The organism is Commensalibacter communis, from assembly GCF_947179105.1.
GTDB classification, from domain to species: Bacteria; Pseudomonadota; Alphaproteobacteria; order Acetobacterales; family Acetobacteraceae; genus Commensalibacter; species Commensalibacter communis.
Genome location: NZ_CAMXCK010000002.1, coordinates 102,569 through 125,713, shown reverse-complemented (window position 1 = coordinate 125,713; position 23,145 = coordinate 102,569). Strand labels below are relative to the sequence as shown.

Annotated in this window: 20 protein-coding genes; 13 read left to right on the top strand and 7 right to left on the bottom strand. The window is 39.1% G+C overall.

The window, feature by feature from the left end; all coding sequences use genetic code 11:
- The first annotated feature begins 48 nt into the window (after window positions 1-48).
- The 5 genes from PQG52_RS05200 (at window position 49) to PQG52_RS05180 (ending at window position 5,867) form a co-directional block, all read left to right on the top strand.
- Window positions 49-942 (top strand): HindIII family type II restriction endonuclease, encoded by an 894-nt coding sequence (locus tag PQG52_RS05200; RefSeq protein ID WP_271828300.1) that lies wholly within the window; start codon window positions 49-51, stop codon window positions 940-942.
- Between the two features lie 29 nt (window positions 943-971).
- The gene (locus PQG52_RS05195) at window positions 972-1,754 is read left to right on the top strand and encodes a DNA-methyltransferase (protein ID WP_271828298.1); all 783 of its coding nucleotides are present in this window, start codon (window positions 972-974) and stop codon (window positions 1,752-1,754) included.
- 62 nt (window positions 1,755-1,816) lie between these two features.
- Entirely contained in the window at window positions 1,817-5,215 is a 3,399-nt protein-coding gene (locus PQG52_RS05190; RefSeq protein WP_271828297.1) for a S41 family peptidase, read from the top strand.
- A 123-nt stretch (window positions 5,216-5,338) separates the two neighbouring features.
- Entirely contained in the window at window positions 5,339-5,644 is a 306-nt protein-coding gene (locus tag PQG52_RS05185) for a DUF805 domain-containing protein (protein ID WP_271828296.1), read from the top strand.
- Entirely contained in the window at window positions 5,607-5,867 is a 261-nt protein-coding gene (locus PQG52_RS05180; RefSeq protein ID WP_271828295.1) for a hypothetical protein, read from the top strand. Before PQG52_RS05185 ends, PQG52_RS05180 begins: the two co-directional genes overlap by 38 nt.
- Window positions 5,868-5,945: 78 nt before the next feature.
- Here the strand turns inward: PQG52_RS05180 and PQG52_RS05175 are convergent, their stop codons facing one another.
- Both PQG52_RS05175 and PQG52_RS05170 read right to left on the bottom strand, forming a co-directional pair.
- The gene (locus PQG52_RS05175; protein ID WP_271828294.1) at window positions 5,946-6,422 is read right to left on the bottom strand and encodes a GNAT family N-acetyltransferase; all 477 of its coding nucleotides are present in this window, start codon (window positions 6,420-6,422) and stop codon (window positions 5,946-5,948) included.
- A gap of 42 nt (window positions 6,423-6,464) precedes the next feature.
- Window positions 6,465-6,821, bottom strand: coding sequence for a hypothetical protein (locus PQG52_RS05170; protein ID WP_271828293.1), 357 nt, complete (start codon window positions 6,819-6,821; stop codon window positions 6,465-6,467).
- Between PQG52_RS05170 and PQG52_RS05165 the strand changes: the two genes are divergently transcribed.
- A complete protein-coding gene (locus PQG52_RS05165) occupies window positions 6,810-7,403 on the top strand; it encodes a copper resistance CopC family protein (RefSeq protein WP_271828292.1) in 594 nt (197 codons plus the stop codon). The two genes, PQG52_RS05170 and PQG52_RS05165, sit on opposite strands and share 12 nt — an antisense overlap.
- Here PQG52_RS05165 and ccmB read toward each other — a convergent pair.
- Entirely contained in the window at window positions 7,319-7,984 is a 666-nt protein-coding gene (gene ccmB / locus PQG52_RS05160) for a heme exporter protein CcmB (protein WP_271828291.1), read from the bottom strand. The genes PQG52_RS05165 and ccmB overlap by 85 nt on opposite strands.
- A gap of 1 nt (window position 7,985) precedes the next feature.
- On the bottom strand, window positions 7,986-8,597 hold the full coding sequence (ccmA, locus tag PQG52_RS05155) for a heme ABC exporter ATP-binding protein CcmA (protein WP_271828615.1): 612 nt from the start codon (window positions 8,595-8,597) through the stop codon (window positions 7,986-7,988).
- A gap of 199 nt (window positions 8,598-8,796) precedes the next feature.
- Here ccmA and acnA point away from each other — a divergent pair, with 199 nt between their 5' ends.
- Window positions 8,797-11,484: an aconitate hydratase AcnA gene (gene acnA / locus PQG52_RS05150; protein ID WP_271828290.1), complete on the top strand. Its 2,688-nt coding sequence runs from the start codon at window positions 8,797-8,799 to the stop codon at window positions 11,482-11,484.
- A 63-nt stretch (window positions 11,485-11,547) separates the two neighbouring features.
- Here acnA and PQG52_RS05145 read toward each other — a convergent pair whose 3' ends face one another.
- The 3 genes from PQG52_RS05145 to pflB form a co-directional block, all read right to left on the bottom strand.
- Window positions 11,548-12,024 carry a hypothetical protein gene (locus PQG52_RS05145; protein ID WP_271789645.1) on the bottom strand — a complete coding sequence of 159 codons (477 nt, stop codon included), beginning with the start codon at window positions 12,022-12,024 and terminating at the stop codon, window positions 11,548-11,550.
- Window positions 12,025-12,175: 151 nt separating this feature from the next.
- Window positions 12,176-12,925, bottom strand: a complete 750-nt coding sequence (gene pflA, locus PQG52_RS05140) for a pyruvate formate lyase 1-activating protein (protein ID WP_271828289.1) — start codon at window positions 12,923-12,925, stop codon at window positions 12,176-12,178.
- Between the two features lie 92 nt (window positions 12,926-13,017).
- The gene (pflB, locus tag PQG52_RS05135) at window positions 13,018-15,300 is read right to left on the bottom strand and encodes a formate C-acetyltransferase (protein ID WP_271828288.1); all 2,283 of its coding nucleotides are present in this window, start codon (window positions 15,298-15,300) and stop codon (window positions 13,018-13,020) included.
- Window positions 15,301-15,741: 441 nt separating this feature from the next.
- On the opposite strand from pflB, the gene PQG52_RS05130 reads away from it, so the two are divergent.
- From PQG52_RS05130 to rbfA, 6 genes are all read left to right on the top strand, one after another.
- Window positions 15,742-16,842, top strand: a complete 1,101-nt coding sequence (locus tag PQG52_RS05130; protein WP_271828287.1) for a glycerol dehydrogenase — start codon at window positions 15,742-15,744, stop codon at window positions 16,840-16,842.
- 216 nt (window positions 16,843-17,058) lie between these two features.
- The gene (gene rimP / locus PQG52_RS05125) at window positions 17,059-17,601 is read left to right on the top strand and encodes a ribosome maturation factor RimP (protein ID WP_271828614.1); all 543 of its coding nucleotides are present in this window, start codon (window positions 17,059-17,061) and stop codon (window positions 17,599-17,601) included.
- Between the two features lie 9 nt (window positions 17,602-17,610).
- A complete protein-coding gene (gene nusA, locus PQG52_RS05120) occupies window positions 17,611-19,143 on the top strand; it encodes a transcription termination factor NusA (protein ID WP_271828286.1) in 1,533 nt (510 codons plus the stop codon).
- Between the two features lie 70 nt (window positions 19,144-19,213).
- Window positions 19,214-19,795 (top strand): RNA-binding protein, encoded by a 582-nt coding sequence (locus tag PQG52_RS05115; RefSeq protein ID WP_271789640.1) that lies wholly within the window; start codon window positions 19,214-19,216, stop codon window positions 19,793-19,795.
- Window positions 19,796-19,849: 54 nt separating this feature from the next.
- Window positions 19,850-22,720 (top strand): translation initiation factor IF-2, encoded by a 2,871-nt coding sequence (infB, locus tag PQG52_RS05110; protein ID WP_271828285.1) that lies wholly within the window; start codon window positions 19,850-19,852, stop codon window positions 22,718-22,720.
- Entirely contained in the window at window positions 22,720-23,145 is a 426-nt protein-coding gene (gene rbfA, locus PQG52_RS05105) for a 30S ribosome-binding factor RbfA (RefSeq protein ID WP_271828283.1), read from the top strand. Before infB ends, rbfA begins: the two co-directional genes overlap by 1 nt.

Below are 23,145 nucleotides of genomic sequence, written 5' to 3'. Positions count from 1 at the left end.
TGTAATATAGAATTATGGTTTTATCCTTCAAATAAGTAGAGGGTGCGTATGATCAATCAGCAATTAATTCATCACAGACAAAAGTGGATACAGAAGATTTTGAATGTAGGTCAAAACTCAAATCGATTGGAAAAAGAGTTGCAACAAGAGATACAGTCTTTTCCAAATGTTTTGATTGATCATCTTCGATTATGTGGCGATATTCCAGAACAATATGTTCACGATTCAACGGAGGAAAAATTATATTCGAAATATACTGATACTTTACTGAGTTTAACATTTAATGAATTAGGTATTAATAGTGTAGTTTTGCAAACAAGAAGTAATAGTGCGGACGTAGAATCTTGTTCCAAAAGTAACAATTACAGTTTTGTCTCTGATGCAAAAGCGTTTCGCTTAAGTAGAACAGCTAAAAATCAAAAAGATTTTAAGATTACAGCATTAGATGTATGGCGAGAAACACATGATTATGCGATGTTAGTGTGTCCGATTTATCAATTACCTACCTCTCAAAGTCAAATTTATATGCAAGCAACGACTAGGAGTGTATGTATTTTTACTTATTCTCATTTGGCTGTTTTATATCGATATATGCAGATATCTTCTAAGAAAAAAGCCGATGATTTGTTATATCAGATTTTTAAAGAAGTAAAAGGCATGAATCCTTCTAAAAATTCAAAGGATTATTGGTCTATTCTCAATAGAATTATTTTAAATTTTGATCCTCAAATACCAGCATTATGGAATGAAGAAAAAAGAGAGGTCGATATTTCAATTAAAGTTGCAAAAAAAATTGCTTTAGATTTTTTGTGCGATGAAAGAAAAAGAATTCTTCGTATGTCACATCAAGCTGCGTTGCAAGAGTTAATGAAAATGAATAGAATTGATAATAGAGAGAAAACGATTCAATCTATTAAGAATAATGATTTGTTAACCTTATAAATGAAAAATACTTATATATGCTAGAAGGTATGATAAACAAAATTATCGCTGGTAATTGTGTAGAGATTTTGAATAAAATTGATAAAAATGTTATTGATATGGTGATTACGTCTCCTCCGTATGATAATTTAAGAACTTATCAAGGATATTTATTTGATTATAAATTGATAGCACAACAATTATTTCGAGTTTTAAAAGTCGGTGGGGTGGTTGTATGGGTTGTTGCAGACGCGACAATTAACGGGTCAGAGACAGGCAGTAGTTTTGAGCAAGCCTTGTACTTTAAATCAATAGGATTTAATTTACATGATACAATGATTTTTAAAAAACAAAATCCTATACCTCAAATTTACAGAAAACGGTATAATAATGAATTTGAGTATATGTTTGTTTTTAGTAAAGGGGTGGTTAAAACACACAATCCAATAAAAATACCCTGTTTACATGCAGGTTTAGAGTTGAGAAAAACAACATATAAAAATTTCTCTAAAAATGAACAAAAAAGAGAAAAAATTGCTAACCCTGTTAAAAAAGATAAAATTAAGGGTAACATTTGGGAATATGTTGTTGGAAAAAAAATAGAAGATCAAGCTGCCAAAGGACATCCAGCACCTTTTCCGTATCAACTAGCTATTGACCATATCTTATCATGGTCGAATATTGATGATATTATTTTAGATCCAATGTGTGGCAGTGGCACTGTATGCAAATCAGCTCAAGATTTAGGAAGAAAGTTCATTGGCATTGATATTAGTGAAGAATATTGTGACATTGCTAGGAGCAGGTTAAAGGCAAATTTACAATTACTTTGAATTTTACGTTAGGGTTATAAATAGTTAAGACCATAAATTACTTTTCAGGAGAAAAACAACCAATGGTTCAGGTCGATAGATGGAAGAAATTATTATTCAGCACCATGTTGGTGCAAATTGGAACTGTTGGTTATGGGATGATTTCGATCCCTGCGTGGGCGGATGAAAATACTAAATCTGCACAAACACAAGAAAAAACACAAGAACAGGCATTGATGCGTTATCCAACCTTACACGGGGATAAGATTGCATTTGTTGCGCGTGGTGATGTGTGGGAAGTCGATAGAAAAGGTGGAACTGCACATCGTTTGACTGCGGATACGGGTGAAGATTTAATGCCACGATACTCGCCTGATGGAAGATGGTTGGCTTTTACCGCCAGCTATCAAGGCAATCGTGATGTTTATGTCATGCCTGCCGCTGGTGGAGCGGTTAAACGGTTAACTTATCACTCTGATGTTGTCGCTTCGGCTCCTGAACGGTGGGGACCTGATAATATGGTTGTCACATGGACGCCTGATTCAAAGGAAATTGTCTTCTTATCTCGTCGCAATGCGTGGAACAGTTGGATGAGCTTGCCGTTTACAGTTTCTGTCGATGGTGGTTTACCTAAACAACTTCCTTTAGATCGCTCTGGGTTTATCAGCTATGGCGTTTCGGACAAAGAAATTGCTTACACCCGTATTTACCGTGATTTCCGCACATGGAAACGGTATGATGGCGGGCTGGCTCAAGACGTTTACACTTATAATTTTGATACGAAAAAGCTCGATCAAATTACCCATTGGAAAGGCACAGATACAATTCCAATGTGGTACCAACATAAGATTTATTTTCTATCAGATCGTGATGCTAATCGTCGTTTAAATTTGTGGGTATATGATAAAGCGACGGGGAAAACCACACAGGTTACGCATTTTACAGATTACGATATTGATTTTCCATCATTGGGTGATAATGGTATTGTTTTCCAACAAGGTGGCAAACTCTATGTCTTGGATTTGCCTTCCGAACAACTTCATACGGTTTCAATCAAAGTTCCTGATGATGGCACACGCACGATGCCTCGTTTTGTAGAGGTTAGTGATTCTATTCGTAAAATTGATGCGGCTCAACAACCTGATTATTCGATTTCTCCGAATGGTAAACGCGCTGCCTTTGCTGCCAGAGGAAATATCTTTACCGTGCCAGTCGAACACGGTGCGATACGGAACTTAATTTATGCGAGTGATGTGGATGCAGATCATCCAGTTTGGTCTCCTGATGGGCAATGGATAGCCTATACAACGGATAAAAATGGTGAGCAAAATATTGCAATTCGTCCATCAATTGGTGGGGAAGAAAAAATCTTAACTGATTTTAAATCAGGATATTATTATGCACCGCGTTTTTCTCCAGATGGTAAAAAACTCGCTTTCTCCGATGGAAACCATAATTTATGGCTGGTCGATGTTACTGGTAAGAATCTAAAGCAAATTGCTGTGGATCGGAATGCTGAAATTCATGATTTTAATTTCTCTCCTGATAGCAAATGGATTGCATATAGCCTAACACAAGCCAACCAACAACGTACCTTATGGGCGTATAATATTGCTCAGAATATGCCTTCTCGGCTGACTACAGGTCAAAATAGTGATTATTTACCTGTATTTTCTCCTGATGGTAAATATTTATATTTTGTTTCTAACCGTTATGAAAATACAGTGTTTGCTGATAATGAAATGAATGCACTAACGGTTAAAAGTGCAGGGATCTATGTCGCGACTTTGGCTTCGGATATCCCATCACCTTTTGCCGTGCGTTCCGATGAAGGACAAACTGACACTAAAGATGACAAAGATGCTAAGAAAGCATCTGTGCCAGAAGTAGAATTTGACACGCAAGGGTTTGGTAATCGAATTGTTCCCGTACCCATGACGGGTGGCGAAATCGCAGATATGCAGGCTGCTGGGGACAAGATTTATTATTTACTATCTCCACCACAAACGATTTCTGGAGAGTTTTCTGGTGAAAAGCCTGAACTGCATGTTTACGATCTCAAAGAACGCAAAGATTCATTGATTGAAAAAGGGATTGATAATTACAGCCTGTCTTATGATGGTAAAAAGGTTCTCTACAATCAAAAAGACTCTTGGATTGTTGCGGATGCCAAAGAAAAACATAGCGATGATAAAACATTAGATGTTTCTTCGATGCGGGCTCGAATAGAGCCACCGAAAGAATGGCAAGAAATGTTTAACAATGCTTGGCGTTTACAAAGGGATTTATTTGTTAATCCAAAGATGAATGGTCAAGATTGGCAAGCCATTCACGATAAATATGCGGCTTTGATGCCTTTGGCTGGTTCTAGAGCTGACGTGAATTATATTATCGGACAAATGGTGGGTGAAATTGGGAACTCTCATACTTATGTAGGGGGTGGGGATCAACAAGACCCCGTTAAAGCAGTTCCAACTGCTTTATTAGGTGTTGATTTTGCCTATGATGCACAAAAGCAACGCTATTCATTGGCAAAAATTTACCAAGGGGATAATAGCCGTAAACAATATCGCAGTCCTTTGACAGAACCAGGGTTAAATATTAACGAGGGAGACTTCTTATTGTCTGTGAATGGGCAAGAGGTTAAAGGAAATGTGAATCCTTATCAGTTCTTTGTTGGGGTTTCTAATCCTGTGCAATTGTCTTTTGAAGATAAAGATTCAGGTAAAGTCAAAAATGTTGAAGTGAATACGCTTAAAAACGAGCTTTCTTTGAAAGAAAGGGCATGGGTAGAGCATAATCGTAAACTCGTTGATCGTATATCAGATGGCAGAATTGCTTATATTTATCTGTCTGATATGGAAGAGTTGGGAATGCAGCAATTTATTCGCCAATTTTACTCTCAACTTGACAAAGAAGCCGTGATTATTGATGACCGTTGGAATGGCGGTGGGTTTATCGATCAAATCTTGTTGGAAAGATTGCGACGCATTTTGGTTGGTATGACGACCAATCGGGAAAAAATGCAAGCAACGTTGCCTCAACAATTAATCAATGGACCCAAAGTAACTTTGGTTAATCAATATTCTGCATCTGATGGAGATATTTTCCCATACTACTTCCGTAAATATGGATTGGGTAAAGTGATTGGTAAACGCACATGGGGCGGTGTTCGTGGTATTCGTGGATATTGGCCTTTACGTGATGGGGGATATATTACCATTCCAGAGGAAAGCCTCTATGGATTGAATTCTGAGTGGATTATTGAAAATTATGGTGTTGAACCTGATATCGAAGTCGAAAATACACCTGGTGAATTACAAGATGGTCATGATAAACAACTGGAAACTGCTGTAAATTATTTGCTGAAAGAATTAAAAGAGCATCCTACGAATTTGCCATCTCCTCCAAGTTGGAAGACTGCTTATCCTCCTCAAGGAGAACCATTTGCTAAAGATCAACCTAATAAAGAAACTAAATAATAAATAATTTTATAGTTCAAGGGCATATTTGATAGAATATGCCTTTATTATATTTTAGTAGTGACCTGATAAAATGAAATAATATATTTGTAATATAAGAAATATTATTCTTGGAGATATACCATGATAGCGTGTTTCTTTTGTTGGGGCATCCAAGCGATACAAAGATCTTTTGATTATAAAGGTCGTGCTTGCAGAAGAGAGGTTTGGAGTTCCTTTTTTCTTTTTCTTGGAATTGGTGTAATCGTATCTTTATTAGCATCATGGATGAGTGATGGTGCATATCTTTTGTTACTATTGATGATGTTTGGGATCTTTATTGTGCCTGTTATTTCATCATGGGTGCGCAGGTTTCATGATATTAATCTCAGTGGAAAATGGTTTTTTTTTATTGAGTATGATCCTTTCTTGTTTTGGATATTTGATTAATCATTTTATCTTGGCATTACTTAGGACTTTACAAGACTGGGAAGCGTTAGAAAACGTGGAACGCGCAGAGGACCCATTATGGGTTGCTCTGAGTATATTATGCTTATTTTGTGTGTTGTTGATCGTGTTTTTGGCGTTGATGTTAGTCCGTGGTTCGGAAAAAGAAAATAAATATGGCTTACCGCATGATTATATAGATCGTGATAACTGGTCGCTTCGTTAAGTAAATAGATACTGAAGGATATGTAGCTTATTGATCAAATCTTGTTAGGAATATTAAGAAGTATCTTAGTTGCTATTGCTAAAAGTATTTTTTCATTTGAAAGTTTGTTAATAGTTGCCCACGACAATATACATGCTGATGGGTAAAAACTGTAAATTGATGTTTTTCAAAAAAAGGTTTAGCAGTAATGCTGGCATCGGTACTGAGCATTTTTATATGATGTATCATTTCTTGATCTTCTAATTTTTTTAAAAGTTGAGTTGCTACACCGATACGTTGATAGGTTGGATGAACATAAAGCATCTCAATATGATGAGTTGCTTGAAGGCTGATAAAGCCAACAATGAAATTTTCTTTTGTTATAGCAACCCATGTGGTCAGTTCTCTAAATTTATTATGCCATTGTTCAGGGTCGATTTGCGACCATGCTTTAATTTGTTCTGGACTATAGTCTTTATTGGCAGTTTCATGGATAGATTTAATAAACAGATCTATAAGCAAACCTGAATTGTCAGCTTTCAAAAGATGGATTGTAAATTTTGTATTATGAATCACTGGCATGCTCAATATTTTATAGAGTGTGTGAATTAATACAGCTTACAACAACGGTAAATGCGGTACAAATATTGTGTAATATCCAGTGGCAAGGGTACAGCTTTCTATCTTTTTACCGTTTTGTATGGGGCATTGAACCCAATGATGATTTTTTAAGATCATGGCAAAACCATCTTCTTCTTTACAATCTTTTTTTAACCATCCATTCGCAACGGTGCATTTTTTATAAAGGTCTTTTTCTTTGATAAAATAATAGCCATCTGCTGGGTTACAATTAATGGTTGCAACACCTTCTTTAATCCAACATCTTTTATAATTAGCGTATGCAGAATATGAACCGACCAGACTTGAAAAACATATTCCTAAAAGGGTAAGGAACGTTATACGGTGACGAGGCATAATATTCATATTTCCTATATTGAGATGAAGAATACAAAGAATGATATTGTTTTCAGGGATCAAGATAGCTTAGGATGCGTAAGGAAGAAATTCTTTTTTATACATAAAGGATCAAAAGTGCAAAAATATTATAAAATCAAGTCTGCAGCTATTTGTGTTTTGGTAGGAGCTAGCGTTTTGGGAATATCTGCATACGCGATTGATGTCAAAAGCTCTATTCCAAAAGCGAACCAAACATTGCAGGCTGGCACTCAAGAAATTATGTTGAAATACGATCATGAATTTAACCCTTTTCGTAGCAGATTATTACTGGTTGGGGAACAAGGAGAACCAAAGCTCATCCCAGCAACGGTTTCTTTAGATCACACGCAGGTAAAAACACAATATCCATTAACAGCAGGAAAATACAAATTGCAATGGCAGATTTGGACGTGGAAAGGCGAAGAAAGCTCTGGTGAAATTCCGTTTACAGTCGAAGGAAATGCACCTGATACCACTCACTCTACGGCTAATTTAAGTCCAGCCCCAGCGACGAATGGGCAAAGTGGTAATGCCAGTGCAAAACAAGCCCCGAGTAATTGAAGGTGAGGCATAAAATTTAATGCATGGAGTTGAGCATCCGTAATCATTGCGCCGAAAATGATAATTGGGGTTAGTAAAGGAAAGGTCAGTAAAGGAAGTAAGAAAGCACTTCTTCTGGCACCTAGGGCAATACAAGTTGCCATGCCGCCGAGTAAGGACAAACATCCTGTGCCAATCATCAGGCTAAATAGGAATAAAGGGATTGCATGATAGGGAAAGTTGAACATCAAGGCTAAAGGAACACTGGCAATCAGTAAAGGCATCCCTGTTGTTAACCAATGCCCTACTATTTTTGCGAATGCAACACCATATGGGGGCAATCCCAACAATAAGAGTTGCTCCAATGATCCATCTTCATATTCATGGTTAAACAGACGCTCTATGGGTAATAGAGCGGCGAGTAAAACACATACCCATAAAATACCTGGGGCGATTTGACGCAATAATTGTGGCTCTGGCCCCAAGGCTAATGGAAACAAAGAAGCGATTAAAATAAAAAATAAAATCGTGCCTAAACTATCCGTCCCGTATTTCAAGGACAATTGTATTTCTCGGCGAATAAAGAATAAAAATATACGCATTTTATAGGGATGGTACCAAAGACGATAAAGAGGGTAGATGAAGCGTTTTGCTATTTTCTAAAGGTAAGGGAATATGAGTTGTGGTAATAATCATTCCCCCCTGTTTTGTAAATTTTTTAAAGATTAAACCTAATTGTTCGATGGTTTCTTGATCTAATCCAATAGACGGCTCATCCAACAACCATAATTGTGCAGGTTTTAATAAAATACGCGCCAGTGCTGTGCGTCGCTTTTGCCCTGCGGATAGCATGCGCACAGGAATATCCGCCATGTGATCTAGGTTCACTGTTTTTAAAGCTGCTTGAAGATCAGTTTTGTAAATTTGACTGGTGATTAGTAAGTTTTCTTTGACAGTAAGGGCGGATTTTAAAGAATCTTGATGGCTCAGCCAAGCGATATGTTGTGTATGTTCTATAGCGTTTTTGGTAATATCGGCCTTATTCCAAGTTATTTGTCCAGCATCCGGCGATCTAAGTCCTGCTAAGATACGCAGCAACGTACTTTTACCAGCACCGTTCTTTCCTGTGATAATCAAAGACTCATCGGAAGAAAGTGAAAAGCTGATATTTTTTAAAACTAACTTTTCCCCATGAAATGCGCTGATATTGATAATCTCAAAACAATTTGTTGATATAATAGACAGTATTTATATCCTTTTCGTTTCAGTACACACGTAAGTGAAAAAACAAATTGACTCATATAATTGCTTTTATTCGATTCGGGATATAAAAACTATAGTAATCGATAATTTTGGTAAAATAGTTTACTATATAGATTGTTCAGAAACGAAATACACGAATAAGGAAGCCATTATGAAGCTCATTGGCCAAGATAGTTTAAAAACATGTCGCACATTAGATGTTGATGGAAAAAACTATCATTACTTTTCTTTACCCGAAGCAGAAAAACAAATAGGCTCTGTTAAACATTTGCCTGTCACGTTAAAAGTATTACTTGAAAATATTCTACGCTTTGAAAATGGAAAAGCCTTTACCGTTGAGAATGCAAAATCTGTCGTAGAATGGTTAAAAAATCATCGTAGTGATTCCGAGGTTCCATTTCGTCCAGCACGTATTTTGATGCAAGATTTTACAGGGGTTCCTGCCGTTGTGGATTTGGCTGCTATGCGTGAAGGGATGATTAGTTTAAAAGGCGACCCTCAAAAAGTTAATCCTTTGATTCCTGTGAATTTGGTTATCGACCACTCTGTGATGGTTGATTATTCTGCATCTTCTACTGCATTAACACAAAATATCACGTTGGAATTTCAACGTAATGCTGAACGTTATGCGTTTTTACGGTGGGGGCAAGAAGCATTTAAAGATTTCTCCGTTGTTCCTCCTGATACAGGGATTTGTCACCAAGTTAACTTGGAACATATTGCCAAAGTGGTTTGGCATAATGAGGAAGATGGTAAAACCTACGCATATCCCGATACGTTATATGGAACTGATTCACATACAACCATGATTAATGGTTTGGGTGTTTTGGGTTGGGGTGTTGGTGGAATTGAAGCCGAAGCCGCAATGTTGGGGCAGCCAATCACCATGTTAATTCCTGATGTTATTGGGTTTAAATTAACAGGCAAATTGGCTGCTGGTGTAACTGCGACAGATTTAGTCTTAAAAGTTACCGAAATGCTGCGTAAAAAAGGTGTTGTTGGTAAATTTGTCGAATTTTTTGGTCCAGCGTTGGATCATTTACCACTATATACCCGTGCAACGATTGCAAATATGGCACCTGAATATGGAGCAACTTGTGGGTTCTTCCCAGTCGATCAACAAGCCCTTGATTATTTACGTTTAACGGGCCGTGATGAACATCAAATTAAATTAGTTGAAGCTTATCTTAAAGCTCAAGGCATGTTCCGTGATGCAAACGCGGTTGATCCAGAATTTACCGATACATTAGAACTTGATATCGGAACTGTTGTTCCTTCTATTTCTGGCCCACGTCGTCCACAAGATCGTATTGATTTATCTGCTGCAAAAACGGTATTTGAAAAAGAATTAACAGACGGATTTAATGTTCCAGCAGCTCAAGACAAATCTTATCCTGTTGCCAATGCTGATTATGAATTAGAACATGGCTCTGTCGTGATTGCTGCGATTACCTCTTGTACCAATACATCCAATGCTGAAGTCATGATGGCTGCTGGATTGTTGGCGAAAAAGGCACATGCATTGGGATTAACCCGTAAACCTTGGGTTAAGACTTCTTTAGCACCTGGATCAAAAGTCGCAACGAATTATTTGAAAAATGCTGGCTTGATTGAGCCTTTAAATGCATTAGGATTTAATATTGTTGGATATGGTTGTACGACGTGTATCGGGAATTCAGGTCCGTTAGAAGATGATATCATTGATACGATTGAAAATAATAAAATGGTAGCCACGGCCGTTCTATCTGGTAACCGCAATTTTGAAGGTCGTATTTCTCCAAACGTTCGTGCGAATTATCTTGCCAGCCCTCCGTTGGTGGTTGCTTATGCAATTTTGGGAACATTGCGTAAAGATATTACCAAAGATCCAATTGGCGTTTCCAAAGATGGTAAAGAAATCTATTTGAAAGATATTTGGCCATCAGCCAAAGAAATCTCTGATGCCATGGCTTCTTCGATTACCAAAGCTGAATTCCTTAAAGGATATGATGGCGTTGAAAAAGGGCCTAAAGAATGGCAAGCTTTGTCCGTTGCAACTGGGTCGCAAACCTATAGTTGGGATGAAAAATCAACTTATGTCCGCAATCCACCATATTTTGATGGCATGGGTCAACAAGCACCAGCAACACGTCCTGATATCAAAGGGGCCAGAGTATTAGCAATCTTGGCTGATAACGTGACAACCGACCATATTTCTCCAGCAGGCTCTATTCGTAAAGATTCCCCAGCAGGAAGATATTTGACCGATCATGGTGTGAAAGTCGAAGACTTTAACTCTTATGGTTCTCGTCGTGGTAACCATGAAGTCATGATGCGTGGAACCTTCGCTAATATCCGCATTCGTAACGAGATGGTTCCAGGTGTTGAAGGTGGCTACAGTAAACATTATCCAGATGGCAAAGAAGGTGCGATTTACGATGTTGCGATGCAATATATGCAAGAAAACACACCATTAGTTGTCTTCGGTGGTAAAGAATACGGAATGGGTTCTTCTCGTGACTGGGCAGCCAAAGGCACCAATCTTTTGGGTGTGAAAGCTGTTGTTGCAGAAAGCTTTGAGCGTATTCACCGTTCTAACCTTGTAGGAATGGGTGTGCTTCCATTATTATTTGAAGAAGGAACAACGCGCAAAACGTTAAACCTTAAAGGGGATGAGCAAATTGATATTCTTGGTGTGGAAACATTACAACCACGTCAAAAGATGACAATGCGTATTCATCGTGCTGATGGGTCAACTCAAGATGTTCAATTGATTTGTCGTGTGGATACCCAAGAGGAAGTTGAATATTACCGTCATGGTGGTATTTTGCCTTATGTTCTTCGTCTTATGGCTGAATAAGATTTGCTGTTATAGATCATGAAAAGGGAGGCTTTAAAAGCCTCCTTTTGTGTATGGAGATTATTAGTCGGCAGAATCAGTATTGCCTTCTTTTTTACAAGAGTTTGTCAGTTGAACTAAGAAAATAGCAGCATCTTGTTTATAATAAGTAAGAATTTGTTTCAGTCCCTTATTGGGGAATTGTGGCTTTACGTAATAGTTAAAGCGTTTTTGGAAAGTTGGCCAAGACACAAAAGGATATTCTTGACTAATATCTGGTTTCCCCAAAGCAGCTCTTTTTTCTTGCTCTAACATAATCTGACTTGTAATGGCGATATCAGCAAGAATACATTGTTGAATATCAGGCGACGTTCTATCTGTGTTTTCATAGCAATCTGATATTGCATTGATCAGACCTCCTATATCTCCTTGACATAAAGGTGGGGAAAACCGTTTTGATGCAGCTTCTATTGTATCAAAAGCTAAAGGTTTTTTTGTGTTTGCAGCAGAAGCACATATGGGTAAAGCCATTAAACCTGCCACAATTAATATTTTCTTCATGAAAAATCCTGTTATATTTATGATTGTTCACTGAATATATACAGACATATAATACTTATGAAATTTTTTAATAAAAATAATTATTATTTAATTATTATAGTTGCTGATAAACAATCAAGATGTATTTATTATTCGTGGCGATCGTCAAGAATTAATAAATAACCTTATGCCCATAACTTGCCAGAATAGATTGTAACCGTTTTAAAGTTTCAGCAGATGGGGGTTCAACGCCTTCCAATTTATATTCTTTTTCTAGAGTTTTCCATTTGTTTGCGCCCATTTGATGGAAAGGCAACATTTCAATACGTTCAACATTATCCATCTCTTTGGTAAATTGTCCCAATAAATGTGCAGATTCATTATCGTCTGTCCAACCAGGAACAACCACATATCGTATCCATGTGCGCTTATTTTGTTGATGAAGATACTCAGCAAATCTCTTGGCGTGTTGATTAGAAATTCCCGTTAGTTTTCTGTGAATATCATTATTGATTTGTTTTAGATCAAGCATGACCAGATCAGATTCATTGACTAAGTCAATAATATCTTGGTTATAGTCACGGACATAACCATTTGTATCAAGGCAAGTTGTCAGTTGTTCTTGGTGTGCTGCTTTAAATAATTTCGTTACGAATTTTGCTTGTAAAACAGCTTCTCCACCAGAAGCAGTAACACCACCGCCATTCGGTTGTAGGAAAGATTTATAAGTTACGATTTCTTTCATCAATTCTGGAACGGTGACAATTTTCCCTCCTTTAATATCTAAAGCATCGGGATTATGGCAGTATAAACATTGCATTAAACAGCCTTGAACAAAGACAATAAATCGAATTCCATCGCCATCAACAGTACCAAAAGATTCAACGGAATGAATACGTCCTGTAATAAGCTCTGCTGACATATTTATGCTTTCATTTATAGTTGTAAGAAAGACCCTATAAAGGGTCTTTCGTTAGTATTCGTTCGTTATAGAGTAAAAGGATTGTTTAATCTTTACATAGAAGCTGTGAATGTACGATTAATCACATCATTTTGCTGTTCAGTGGTTAACGAGTTAAATCGTACCGCATATCCAGAAACGCGGATTGTTAAGCTCGGATATTTTTCAGGATGTTGTTGTGCATCGACCAAGGTTTCTTTGTTAAACACATTGACGTTCAAATGCTGCCCACCTTCACGGTTGTCATTATGATGGAAATATCCATCCATCATGCCTGCAAGGTTGGCTTTGCGCACAGTGTCGTCTTTACCCAAGGCATTCGGAATAATTGAAAATGTATAAGAAATGCCATCTTTTGCATAGGCATAAGGCAGTTTAGCGACAGAAGTCAAAGAAGCAACAGCGCCTTTTTTATCCCTGCCATGCATCGGATTTGCGCCTGGTCCAAATGGAGCTCCAGCACGACGACCATCAGGAGTATTCCCTGTTTTTTTACCATAAACGACATTTGATGTAATGGTTAGGACAGATTGTGTTGGTACGGCACCACGATACATGGGAAGTTTACTAATCTTCTTCATAAAGCGTTCAACAAGATCACATGCAATATCATCTACACGATTATCATTATTGCCGAATTGCGGATACTCACCCTCAATTTCAAAATCGACAGCAACCCCATTTTCATCACGAACAGGGTGAACTTTGGCGTATTTGATTGCTGATAAAGAATCTGCTGCAACGGAAAGTCCAGCGATACCACAAGCCATTGTGCGAATAACATCACGATCATGTAACGCCATTAATGCAGCTTCATAGCTATATTTATCATGCATATAATGAATACAATTCAGGGCTGTGACATATTGTTTTGCCAACCAATCCATGAAATTATCCATACCAGCCATAACTTTATCAAAGTCAAGCACTTCATCCATTATTGGCACGGTTTTAGGACCAACTTGAGCTTTTGATTTTTCATCAACACCGCCATTAATGACATAAAGTAATGTTTTGGCAAGGTTTGCACGAGCACCAAAGAACTGCATTTGTTTACCCACGACCATTGGGCTGACACAACATGCAGTGGCATAATCATCACTGTTGAAATCTGGACGCATCAAATCATCATTTTCATATTGTAATGATGAAGTATCAATGGAAACTTTACTGCTAAATTCTTTAAAGCCTTTAGGCAGCTTTTCAGACCATAAAATGGTAATGTTTGGTTCTGGTGAAGGTCCCATTGTGTAAAGTGTATTTAGAAAACGGAAAGAGTTCTTTGTAACTAATGTGCGTCCGTCAAGCCCCATACCGCCCACAGATTCTGTTGCCCAAATTGGATCACCAGAAAAGAGTTCATCATATTCTGGAGTGCGAAGGAAACGAACCATTCGCAATTTCATCACAAAGTGATCGATAAACTCTTGAGCTTGCTCCTCAGTAATAACACCATTGTCTAGGTCACGTTGAATATAAATGTCCAAAAATGTTGATGTACGTCCCAAAGACATTGCCGCCCCGTTTTGGGATTTAACAGCTGCCAAATAAGCAAAATATGTCCATTGAATGGCTTCTTGTGCGTTGGTGGCTGGGGCTGAGATGTCGTAACCATAGGATGCTGCCATGGTTTTCATATCATTTAAGGCACGATATTGCTCTGTAATTTCTTCACGTAAACGAATAGTTTCTTCTAAGTTTTTACCTGCCTCTAAATTTTCTTGTAAGGAATCAAATTGCTGGCGTTTATCAACCATTAAAAAATCAATACCATACAGGGCTACACGGCGATAATCCCCGATGATACGACCACGACCATACGCATCAGGTAACCCTGTAATGACACCGGATTTACGGCAAGCCATGGTTTCAGGGGTATAGACATCAAAAACGCCTTGATTATGGGTCTTACGATATTTGGTAAAGATGTCTAAAACTTCAGGATCCAATGTTTTATCATAGGCTTTACAAGAACTCTCGATCATACGAATACCACCATTTGGCATGATCGCACGTTTCAAAGGTTTATCTGTTTGCAAACCAACGATTTTCTCTAAGGATTGGTCAATATATCCGGCGTCATGAGAGGTAATGGTTGAGATAATTTCAGTGTCAAAATCCAGAGGTGCCTTGGTGGCATTTTCGATTTTAATTCCCTCCATAACGTCAGCCCATAATGTATCCGTTGCTTCGGTAGCAGAAGCTAAAAAGGTTTCATCTCCTTCATAAGGAGTGTAGTTATCTTGGATAAAGTCGCGAACTTCGACTTTAGCTTGCCAAGAGTGACCTTTAAAACCTTTCCAGGCCAGGGCTTGTTTTTCAGTGAGGTTAGACATATTCATCTCCATGGATAGTTTAGTAAGAGAAAATCGTTTTCATTTTTAATATGAAATGATAGGCAAATCCTTTGTTTGATATATTTTTGAATAAAATTTAGAAATATTCGTCGTAAAATAAAAATAGAGCTTACGGCTGAAACAATATTGAACACGCAAAGCTGAATAAAACGGCAAAGATTGGCATAGCCTCTTAATAAAAGCGAGGAGGCGTTAAAGAAAATTTCATATTTCGCCAATCTCTTCATAGATTTTAACTCTATATGCTATAACGTCACTAAATTCACGTTATTGTGATTATTAGCTTAAGGTTAATATTGTTTTTTTTCAAGAGTTAAATGGTATAATTAATAAATAAAGTTAAAGGTTTATCAATAATTACAGAATTTGTTACATTAATATTTTAGTTCGCAAATATTAAGTCTGAGTAAGGAAAGAATCATGCTCAATCTTCCTCGTACGGTTACGTCTCCTAAGAAATTTATTATCGGTAGTGGAATATTAAAAGAGCTGCATGAATATATTAAAGATTTTGGAACTAATGCATTGTTGCTTTGTGATGAGTTTATCATAGAGCGTGTTAATCAAGAGACGTTGCCTTATCTGCATATGGCAGGATTTAAAGGAAAAACTGAAAAATTTAACCGTGAATGCACTGATGCAGAAATTAAGAGAATTATCAGTATCATCGATGGCGCATCGGCAAATATTATTGTGGGGATTGGTGGTGGAAAAACGCTTGATACAGCCAAAGCTGTTGCTTTTTATAAAAAAATCCCCGTGATTATCTTTCCAACGATTGCCTCTACGGATGCGCCTTGCACAGCATTAACGGTTGTTTATAAAGAAGGTGGGGCATTTGATCGTTATTTATATTTACCACAAAATCCGGATGTTGTGATTGCAGATACTTCTATTATTGCGCAAGCCCCGGCTCGGTTTTTTTCTGCTGGCGTAGGGGATGCGTTGGCGACTTATTTCGAGGCCAGAGCTTGCTATGCTGTGGATGGTGTTAATCTTGTGCTAAAAAGACCTTCTCGAACAGGATTAGGATTGGCACATTTATGCTATCAAGTATTGCAAGAAAATGTAGAATGCGCCATGGATGCGGTGCGCGATAAAATCGTGACTCCTGCTTTGGAACAAGTCATAGAGGCCACGATTTATCTAAGCGGCGTCGGTGCGGAATCAGGCGGATTAGCAGCTGCACATGCGGTGAATAATGGAATGTCTATGGTGCCCGATTTACACAAAGCACAACATGGTGAAAAAGTAGCTTTTGGACTGTTAACACAGTTGGTTTTAGAAAATGCCCCCAAACATGAATTTGAAGAAGTTATTCGAATTATGAAAGTGGTCGGGTTACCTTTGACCTTACAAGATATGGGACTAACCAAGTTTGTAGAACAAGAATGGCGTAAAGTAGCCGAAGTTGCTTGTGATAAGCATGATACGATGACGAATATGCCTAAGAAAGTCACGTCAGCGATGCTTTATGATGCTATTATTGCAGCGAATAATTTGGCTGAACGCTATAAATAATTGTTTTATATACGATAATAATGTCACGAAGATCGTTGTTAAAAAAGTTAATGCTTGTAAACCAGAGTAGTTTCAAGTAAATTGATAAAAAATTATCTTCCTTATTGTGGGGGGTGGCCTTAGTCGGCCGCCTTTTTTGTTTTGGATTCATTAGAATTTTCAGATAACCGTCTTGAACACCGTATTGCTGCATTGATCGAACCAACATTGATCGATATGGGATACGAAGTTGTAAGAATTATGATCTTAGGTAAGGTCGCATTGACCTTGCAAATTATGGTCGATCGTGCCGATGGATCTTTGATTAATGTCGAAGATTGCGAACAGATCAGCCATGCTGTAAGCGCTATTTTAGACGTCAGCGATCCTATCGATGGCGCATGGACATTAGAGGTCTCCTCTGCTGGGATTGATCGTCCTTTGGTTCGTCCAAAAGATTGGAATCGTTTTTCTGGGCATTTGGCAAAAGCTGAAACCATGATTCCGATTGAGAGCAGAAGACGCTTTTCTGGTATTGTCCTAGGGGCAGATGATGAGTATGCTCGGATGCGTTTGGATGATGGGTTGGAAGTGGCATTGCCATTTTCAGAAATTCGCAAAGCGAAATTGGTCTTAACAGATGCGTTGATTGATGCTTGTCAGCATATGTTGAGTTCTAGTGGTGATGTATCTGACAATTCGCAAGATGCTGTCGAAGAAGATGCAAAAAAAGACCAGTCAAAACGACCTGGTAAACATAATCGTTATAAAACACATTGAGAGGTTTCAATGGATACGTCTGTTTCTCGTCCTGAGTTATTATTAGTTGCGGATGCGGTCGCTCGTGAAAAAGCGATTAGTCGAGATGAAGTGCTTGAGGCCATGGAACAGGCCATTCAAAAGGCTGGTCGCGCTAAATATGGTCATGAAAAAGATATTCGTGCTGTGATTGATCGTAAAACAGGAGAGGTTCGCCTTTCCCGTTGGACAGAAGTTGTCGAAGAGGTCGAACACGAAGATTCTCAGATTCCGTATGCAATTGCGATCAAAATTCAACCCAATATTAAAATTGGTGAACATATTATTGATCCGTTGCCTCCGATTGATTTTGGACGAATCGCAGCTCAAACGGCGAAGCAAGTCATTGTGCAACGCGTTCGTGAGTTTGAACGTAACCGTCAATACGAAGATTTCAAAGATCGCGTAGGCGAAATTGTTAACGGAACCATTAAGCGTACAGAATATGGTAATTTATTGGTTGAAATCGGTAGTTCAGAAGCATTATTGCGCCGTGACGAATTGATTCCTCGCGAAAATTTCCGCAACTCTGAACGGGTTCGTGCCTATATTTATGACGTTCGCAAAGAACCTCGTGGGCCACAAATTTTCTTATCTCGTTCTCACCCAGCATTTTTAGCAAAGTTATTTGCTCAAGAAGTGCCTGAAATTTATGATGGGATTATCGAGATTAAAGCGGTTGCCAGAGATCCTGGCTCTCGTGCGAAAATGGCTGTGACCTCAAAAGATACTACGATTGACCCTGTGGGTGCTTGTGTGGGGGTCAGAGGGTCTCGTGTTCAAGCAGTCGTGCAAGAATTACAAGGTGAAAAGATTGATATCGTACCTTGGAGTGGTCAAGCGGCGACTTTTGTGGTCAATGCGCTTGCTCCAGCTGAAGTCACCAAAGTGGTGATGGATGAAGAAGCTGGTCGTGTAGAGGTAGTTGTCCCTGACGATCAACTGAGTTTAGCGATCGGTCGTCGTGGTCAAAATGTGCGTCTTGCAAGTCAATTAACACGCTGGGATATTGATATTCTGACGGAAACAGAAGAATCAGAACGTAGACAAGAAGAGTTCAAAACCAGAACAACGGCTCTTGTGAATGAGTTAGATGTTGATGATGTGATTGCAGGCCTACTGGTTACCGAAGGATTCCACAATATTGATGAACTTGCTTTTGCAGCGCCCGAAGAAATTGCCGAGATTGATGGTTTCGATGAAAATGTTGCACAAGAGCTTGTTCAACGAGCTGAAGAATTTCTAGTAAAACAACAAGATTCCTTGGATAAAAAACGTCAAGAGCTTGGTGTAACGGATGATATTGTTGAACTTGATTGCTTCACACCACAAATGTTGATATTATTAGGTGAGAAAGGCGTTAAAACGCTTGACGATTTGGCTGATCTTGCAAGTGATGAACTGATTGATATCTTGGGTGCAGATTCTTTGGATGAAGAAACCGCAAACGCAATCATTATGAGTGCGCGTGAGCATTGGTTTGAAGATGAAGAAGCTGAAGAGTCTCAGGAAAATGAAGGGTAATTAAGCCAATTTACGTAATATTTGTAGCTGTTTTGATGAAACCTCTTTTAATTCTTGGTAAACTGCGGTAATGATGAAGAAATCTGAAGCACCAAAGGAACAACGTTGTTGTTTGGTCACAAGAGAGAAAGGTCGTCCAGAAGATTTGATTCGTTTTGTTGTATCCCCTGATGAAATGGTGGTTCCCGATTTAACAGAGCGTCTTCCTGGGCGAGGAATGTGGTTGCAAGCCAATCAAAATGTGCTACAAACAGCAATACAACGTCGTATGTTTTCCAAAGCAGCACAATGCCAAGTAAAAGTCCCAGATAATTTATTATCAATGATCGTTGATGGTTTAAAATTTAGGATAAAAGATGGCTTGGGTCTTGCAAGACGTGCTGGACAGATTACATATGGTTTTGTAAAAGTAAGGGAAAAGATTTCTCAAAATAATGTTGGGTTAATCATACAAGCCACAGATGGTAGTGAAGACGAGAAAAATCGTTTACTTTCTGGGGCAAAAAATTTGCCAGTTGTAGCAATTTTTACGGGTGAAGAATTAGGAAAATTCTTTGGTCGTGATTATGTGGTTCATGCGGCAATTCACACAGGTCCGTTTACGGGTCGTCTTTTGAACGACAGTAAACGTTTGGCAGGGTTTATCAATTAAGGTATTGGGTTCGACGGGTTAAATCCGGCGAATGGATAAAGAATAGGCAGGTATATGAGCGAAGGCAACGATCAAGAACAAGGGCAAGGCAAAAAACGTCTATCTTTACGTTCGCCAGTAAGACAAGATGCAGGACGTACAGTCGATGCTGGGTCGATAAGACAAAGCTTTAGCCATGGGCGTACAAAAGTCGTGCAAGTAGAAGTTCGCAAGAAACGCGGTGCTTCTGGAAATAGTGAAAAAGCAACGGGGGCTTCAACTGGGGTTGCGCGTAAACCAACAGCAAAGAAAACAGCTGGATCGTCGACTGGGAAACGTGCTTTGACAGCTTCAGAGTTGGCAACACGTCAACGCGTGCTAGAAGAACAACGTCTTGATTTGCAGCGCAAAGAAGCGGAACGTAGAGAGCAAGAAAAGATTGCAATTCTATCCGCAGCAGAAGAAGCAAAGCGCCGTGAAGAAGAAAAAGTGCAGCAAGAGGCTGCCGCTGCATTAGCAGCAAAAGAAGCCGAGCAAGCAGCTCGTTTAGAAGCTGAGGCTGCTGCAGAGCAAGCAAAAGCTGATAAAGGTAACACTGAAAAAGAAGTTGTTAAAAAACAATCTTCTGCACCTAAAGCGGCGACTGGTGCCAGAAAGAATGTTGATCAATCTTTACCTGTGCGTAAAACAAAGGTTTCGCATACACCAATTCCTGGTGAAATTACATTGGCACCAACGCCAAAACCTGTTGAACCTTTGGCAAAACGTGCAGTGATGCCAAGTAGACCTGCATCTAAGAGTAATTCTGCGCCTGCTGGTATGGAAAATGACAAAAATGCGGGTTTTGCTGGGCGGAAAACTGATAAAGACGATAAAGTTATTAAGAAAAGTAATGACTTTGTTCGCACGCGTACTCCATCTCACGACGATTCTGATGGTGACGATGGGGATAGTCGTAAAGGTGGTTCTCGTCGTGGCGGTGCTGGTAGCGCAGGCGCAGGCGCAGGTCGTAAAGTTAGTAGCGGTCGTGGAAAAAGTGGTGATAATCGTCGCTCTGGAAAAATTGATATTCAGGCAGCGATTGAAGGTGAAGACGACAAGGTTCGTTCATTAGCTTCAGTTCGTCGTCAAAGAGAACGTGAACGTCGCCAAGCTGAGCTTGAAAGATTACGTGCAGACCAAGTTAAAGTCGTACGTGATGTGACACTACCTGAAACTATTACTGTGCAAGAGTTAGCCAACCGTATGGCGGCACGTCAAGGCGACGTAATTAAAGCCTTGATGAAAATGGGCGTTATGGCCACGGTTAATCAATCACTAGACGCAGATACCGCTGAATTAGTGATTGAAGAATTTGGCCATCGTGTTCATCGTGTTGCCGATAGTGATGTTGAATTGGGTATTGAAGGTATCGAAGATACAACAGAAAACCTACTTTCTCGACCACCTGTTGTGACTGTGATGGGACATGTCGATCATGGTAAAACCTCTTTACTAGATGCGTTACGTACGACAGATACAGCCAGAGGTGAAGCGGGTGGAATTACTCAACATATCGGTGCTTATCAAGTAAAACTGCCTTCTGGTGCTAGAATTACATTCTTGGATACTCCAGGTCACGAAGCTTTCACGGCGATGCGTTCTCGTGGTGCATCTGTGACTGATATCGTGGTGTTGGTTGTTGCTGCTGATGATGGGGTAATGCCTCAAACCATCGAAGCGATTAAACATGCTAAGGCTGCTGGGGTTCCGATTATTGTTGCGATTAATAAATGTGATCTTCCAGGTGCTAATACAGATCGCGTTCGACAAGAATTACTGCAATATGAAATTGTCGTTGAGCAAATGGGTGGTGATACCCAGGATGTTGAAGTTTCTGCTAAAAAACGCATTGGTTTAGATAAGCTTGAAGAAGCAATTATTTTATTGGCTGAATTTCAAGAGTTAAAAGCAAATCCAAATCGTATTGCCGAAGGTGCAGTGATTGAAAGTCGTTTGGACAAAGGACGTGGACCTGTTGCAACGCTATTAGTGCAAAAAGGAACCTTGAACAAAGGGGACGTGATTGTTGCTGGTGCTGAGTGGGGTCGCGTTCGTGCGATGCTAGATGATAAAAGCGTGAATATGAAACATGCTGGTCCATCTGCTCCTGTTGAATTGCTTGGGTTAACCGGTGTGCCTCGTGCGGGCGAGCCTTTCATTGTCGTTGATAGTGAAAGCAAAGCCAGAGAAATCTCTGAGTTCAGACAACGTAAAGTTCGTGAAAAGCAAGCTGCTGTTCGTTTGGCTGCTCGCGGTACTTTGGATCAAATGCTTGAACGTATTCAGGCTGGTGAACAAAAAGAAGTTGCTGTTTTGATTAAGGCAGATGTTCAAGGTTCAGCTGAAGCGATCCAAGCAACTGTTCTGAAGCTTGAGCATGAAGAAATTAAGGTTAATGTAATTTCTGCTACTGTTGGTCAGATTACAGAAAGCGATATTCAGTTAGCAAAAGCATCAAATGCGATTATCGTTGCCTTTAATGTGCGTGCAACTGTTCAGGCCAGAGAATTAGCTCAGCAAGAGGGCGTTGGAATTAATTATTATTCAATTATCTATCAAGTGATTGATGATGTTGAAAAAATGATCAAAGGACGTATTGCTCCTAAACAACGCGAAAAATTCTTGGGTTATGCGGAAATCCGTAAAGTATTCACTATTGGTAAAACGATTAAGATTGCGGGTTGTTATGTCACACAAGGCGTTGTTCGACGTGGATGTGGTGTACGTTTGTTACGCGATAACGTGGTTATTCATGCAGGTAACTTAAGCCAATTAAAACGCTTTAAAGACGATGTTAAAGAAGTCACACATGAATATGAATGCGGACTTTCTTTCGCAGGATTTAACGATCTCCGCGAAGGCGATGTTGTTGAGTGTTACGAAATGGAAACTATTGAAGCGTAATGAATAAGCCTTTATTTACAGGAAAGAGTTCCTTGGGCAATATGCCCAAGGGCCCATCCCAAAGACAATTACGTGTAGCAGAAGAAGTAAGACACGTGCTTGCAGACGTCTTTGCTCGTACAGAATTTCGTGATCCTGAGTTACGTGATAAACGCTTAACAGTGACCGAAGTCAGAATGACTCCTGATCTTCGCAATGCTATTATTTATGTTGTTCGTTTAGGACAAGATAATGTTGAGGATTTATTACCTGCTTTAAAAAGAGCAGCACCGTATCTTCGTTCTCAATTAAGTCAAAAATTACGTCTTAAATTCTTGCCTGAATTACGGTTTCATGCCGATACAGGTTTGGACTATGCCGCTAAAATTGATGTATTGCTGCATAGCCCAGAAGTTTTAAGAGATTTAGATAAAGAAGATGAATAA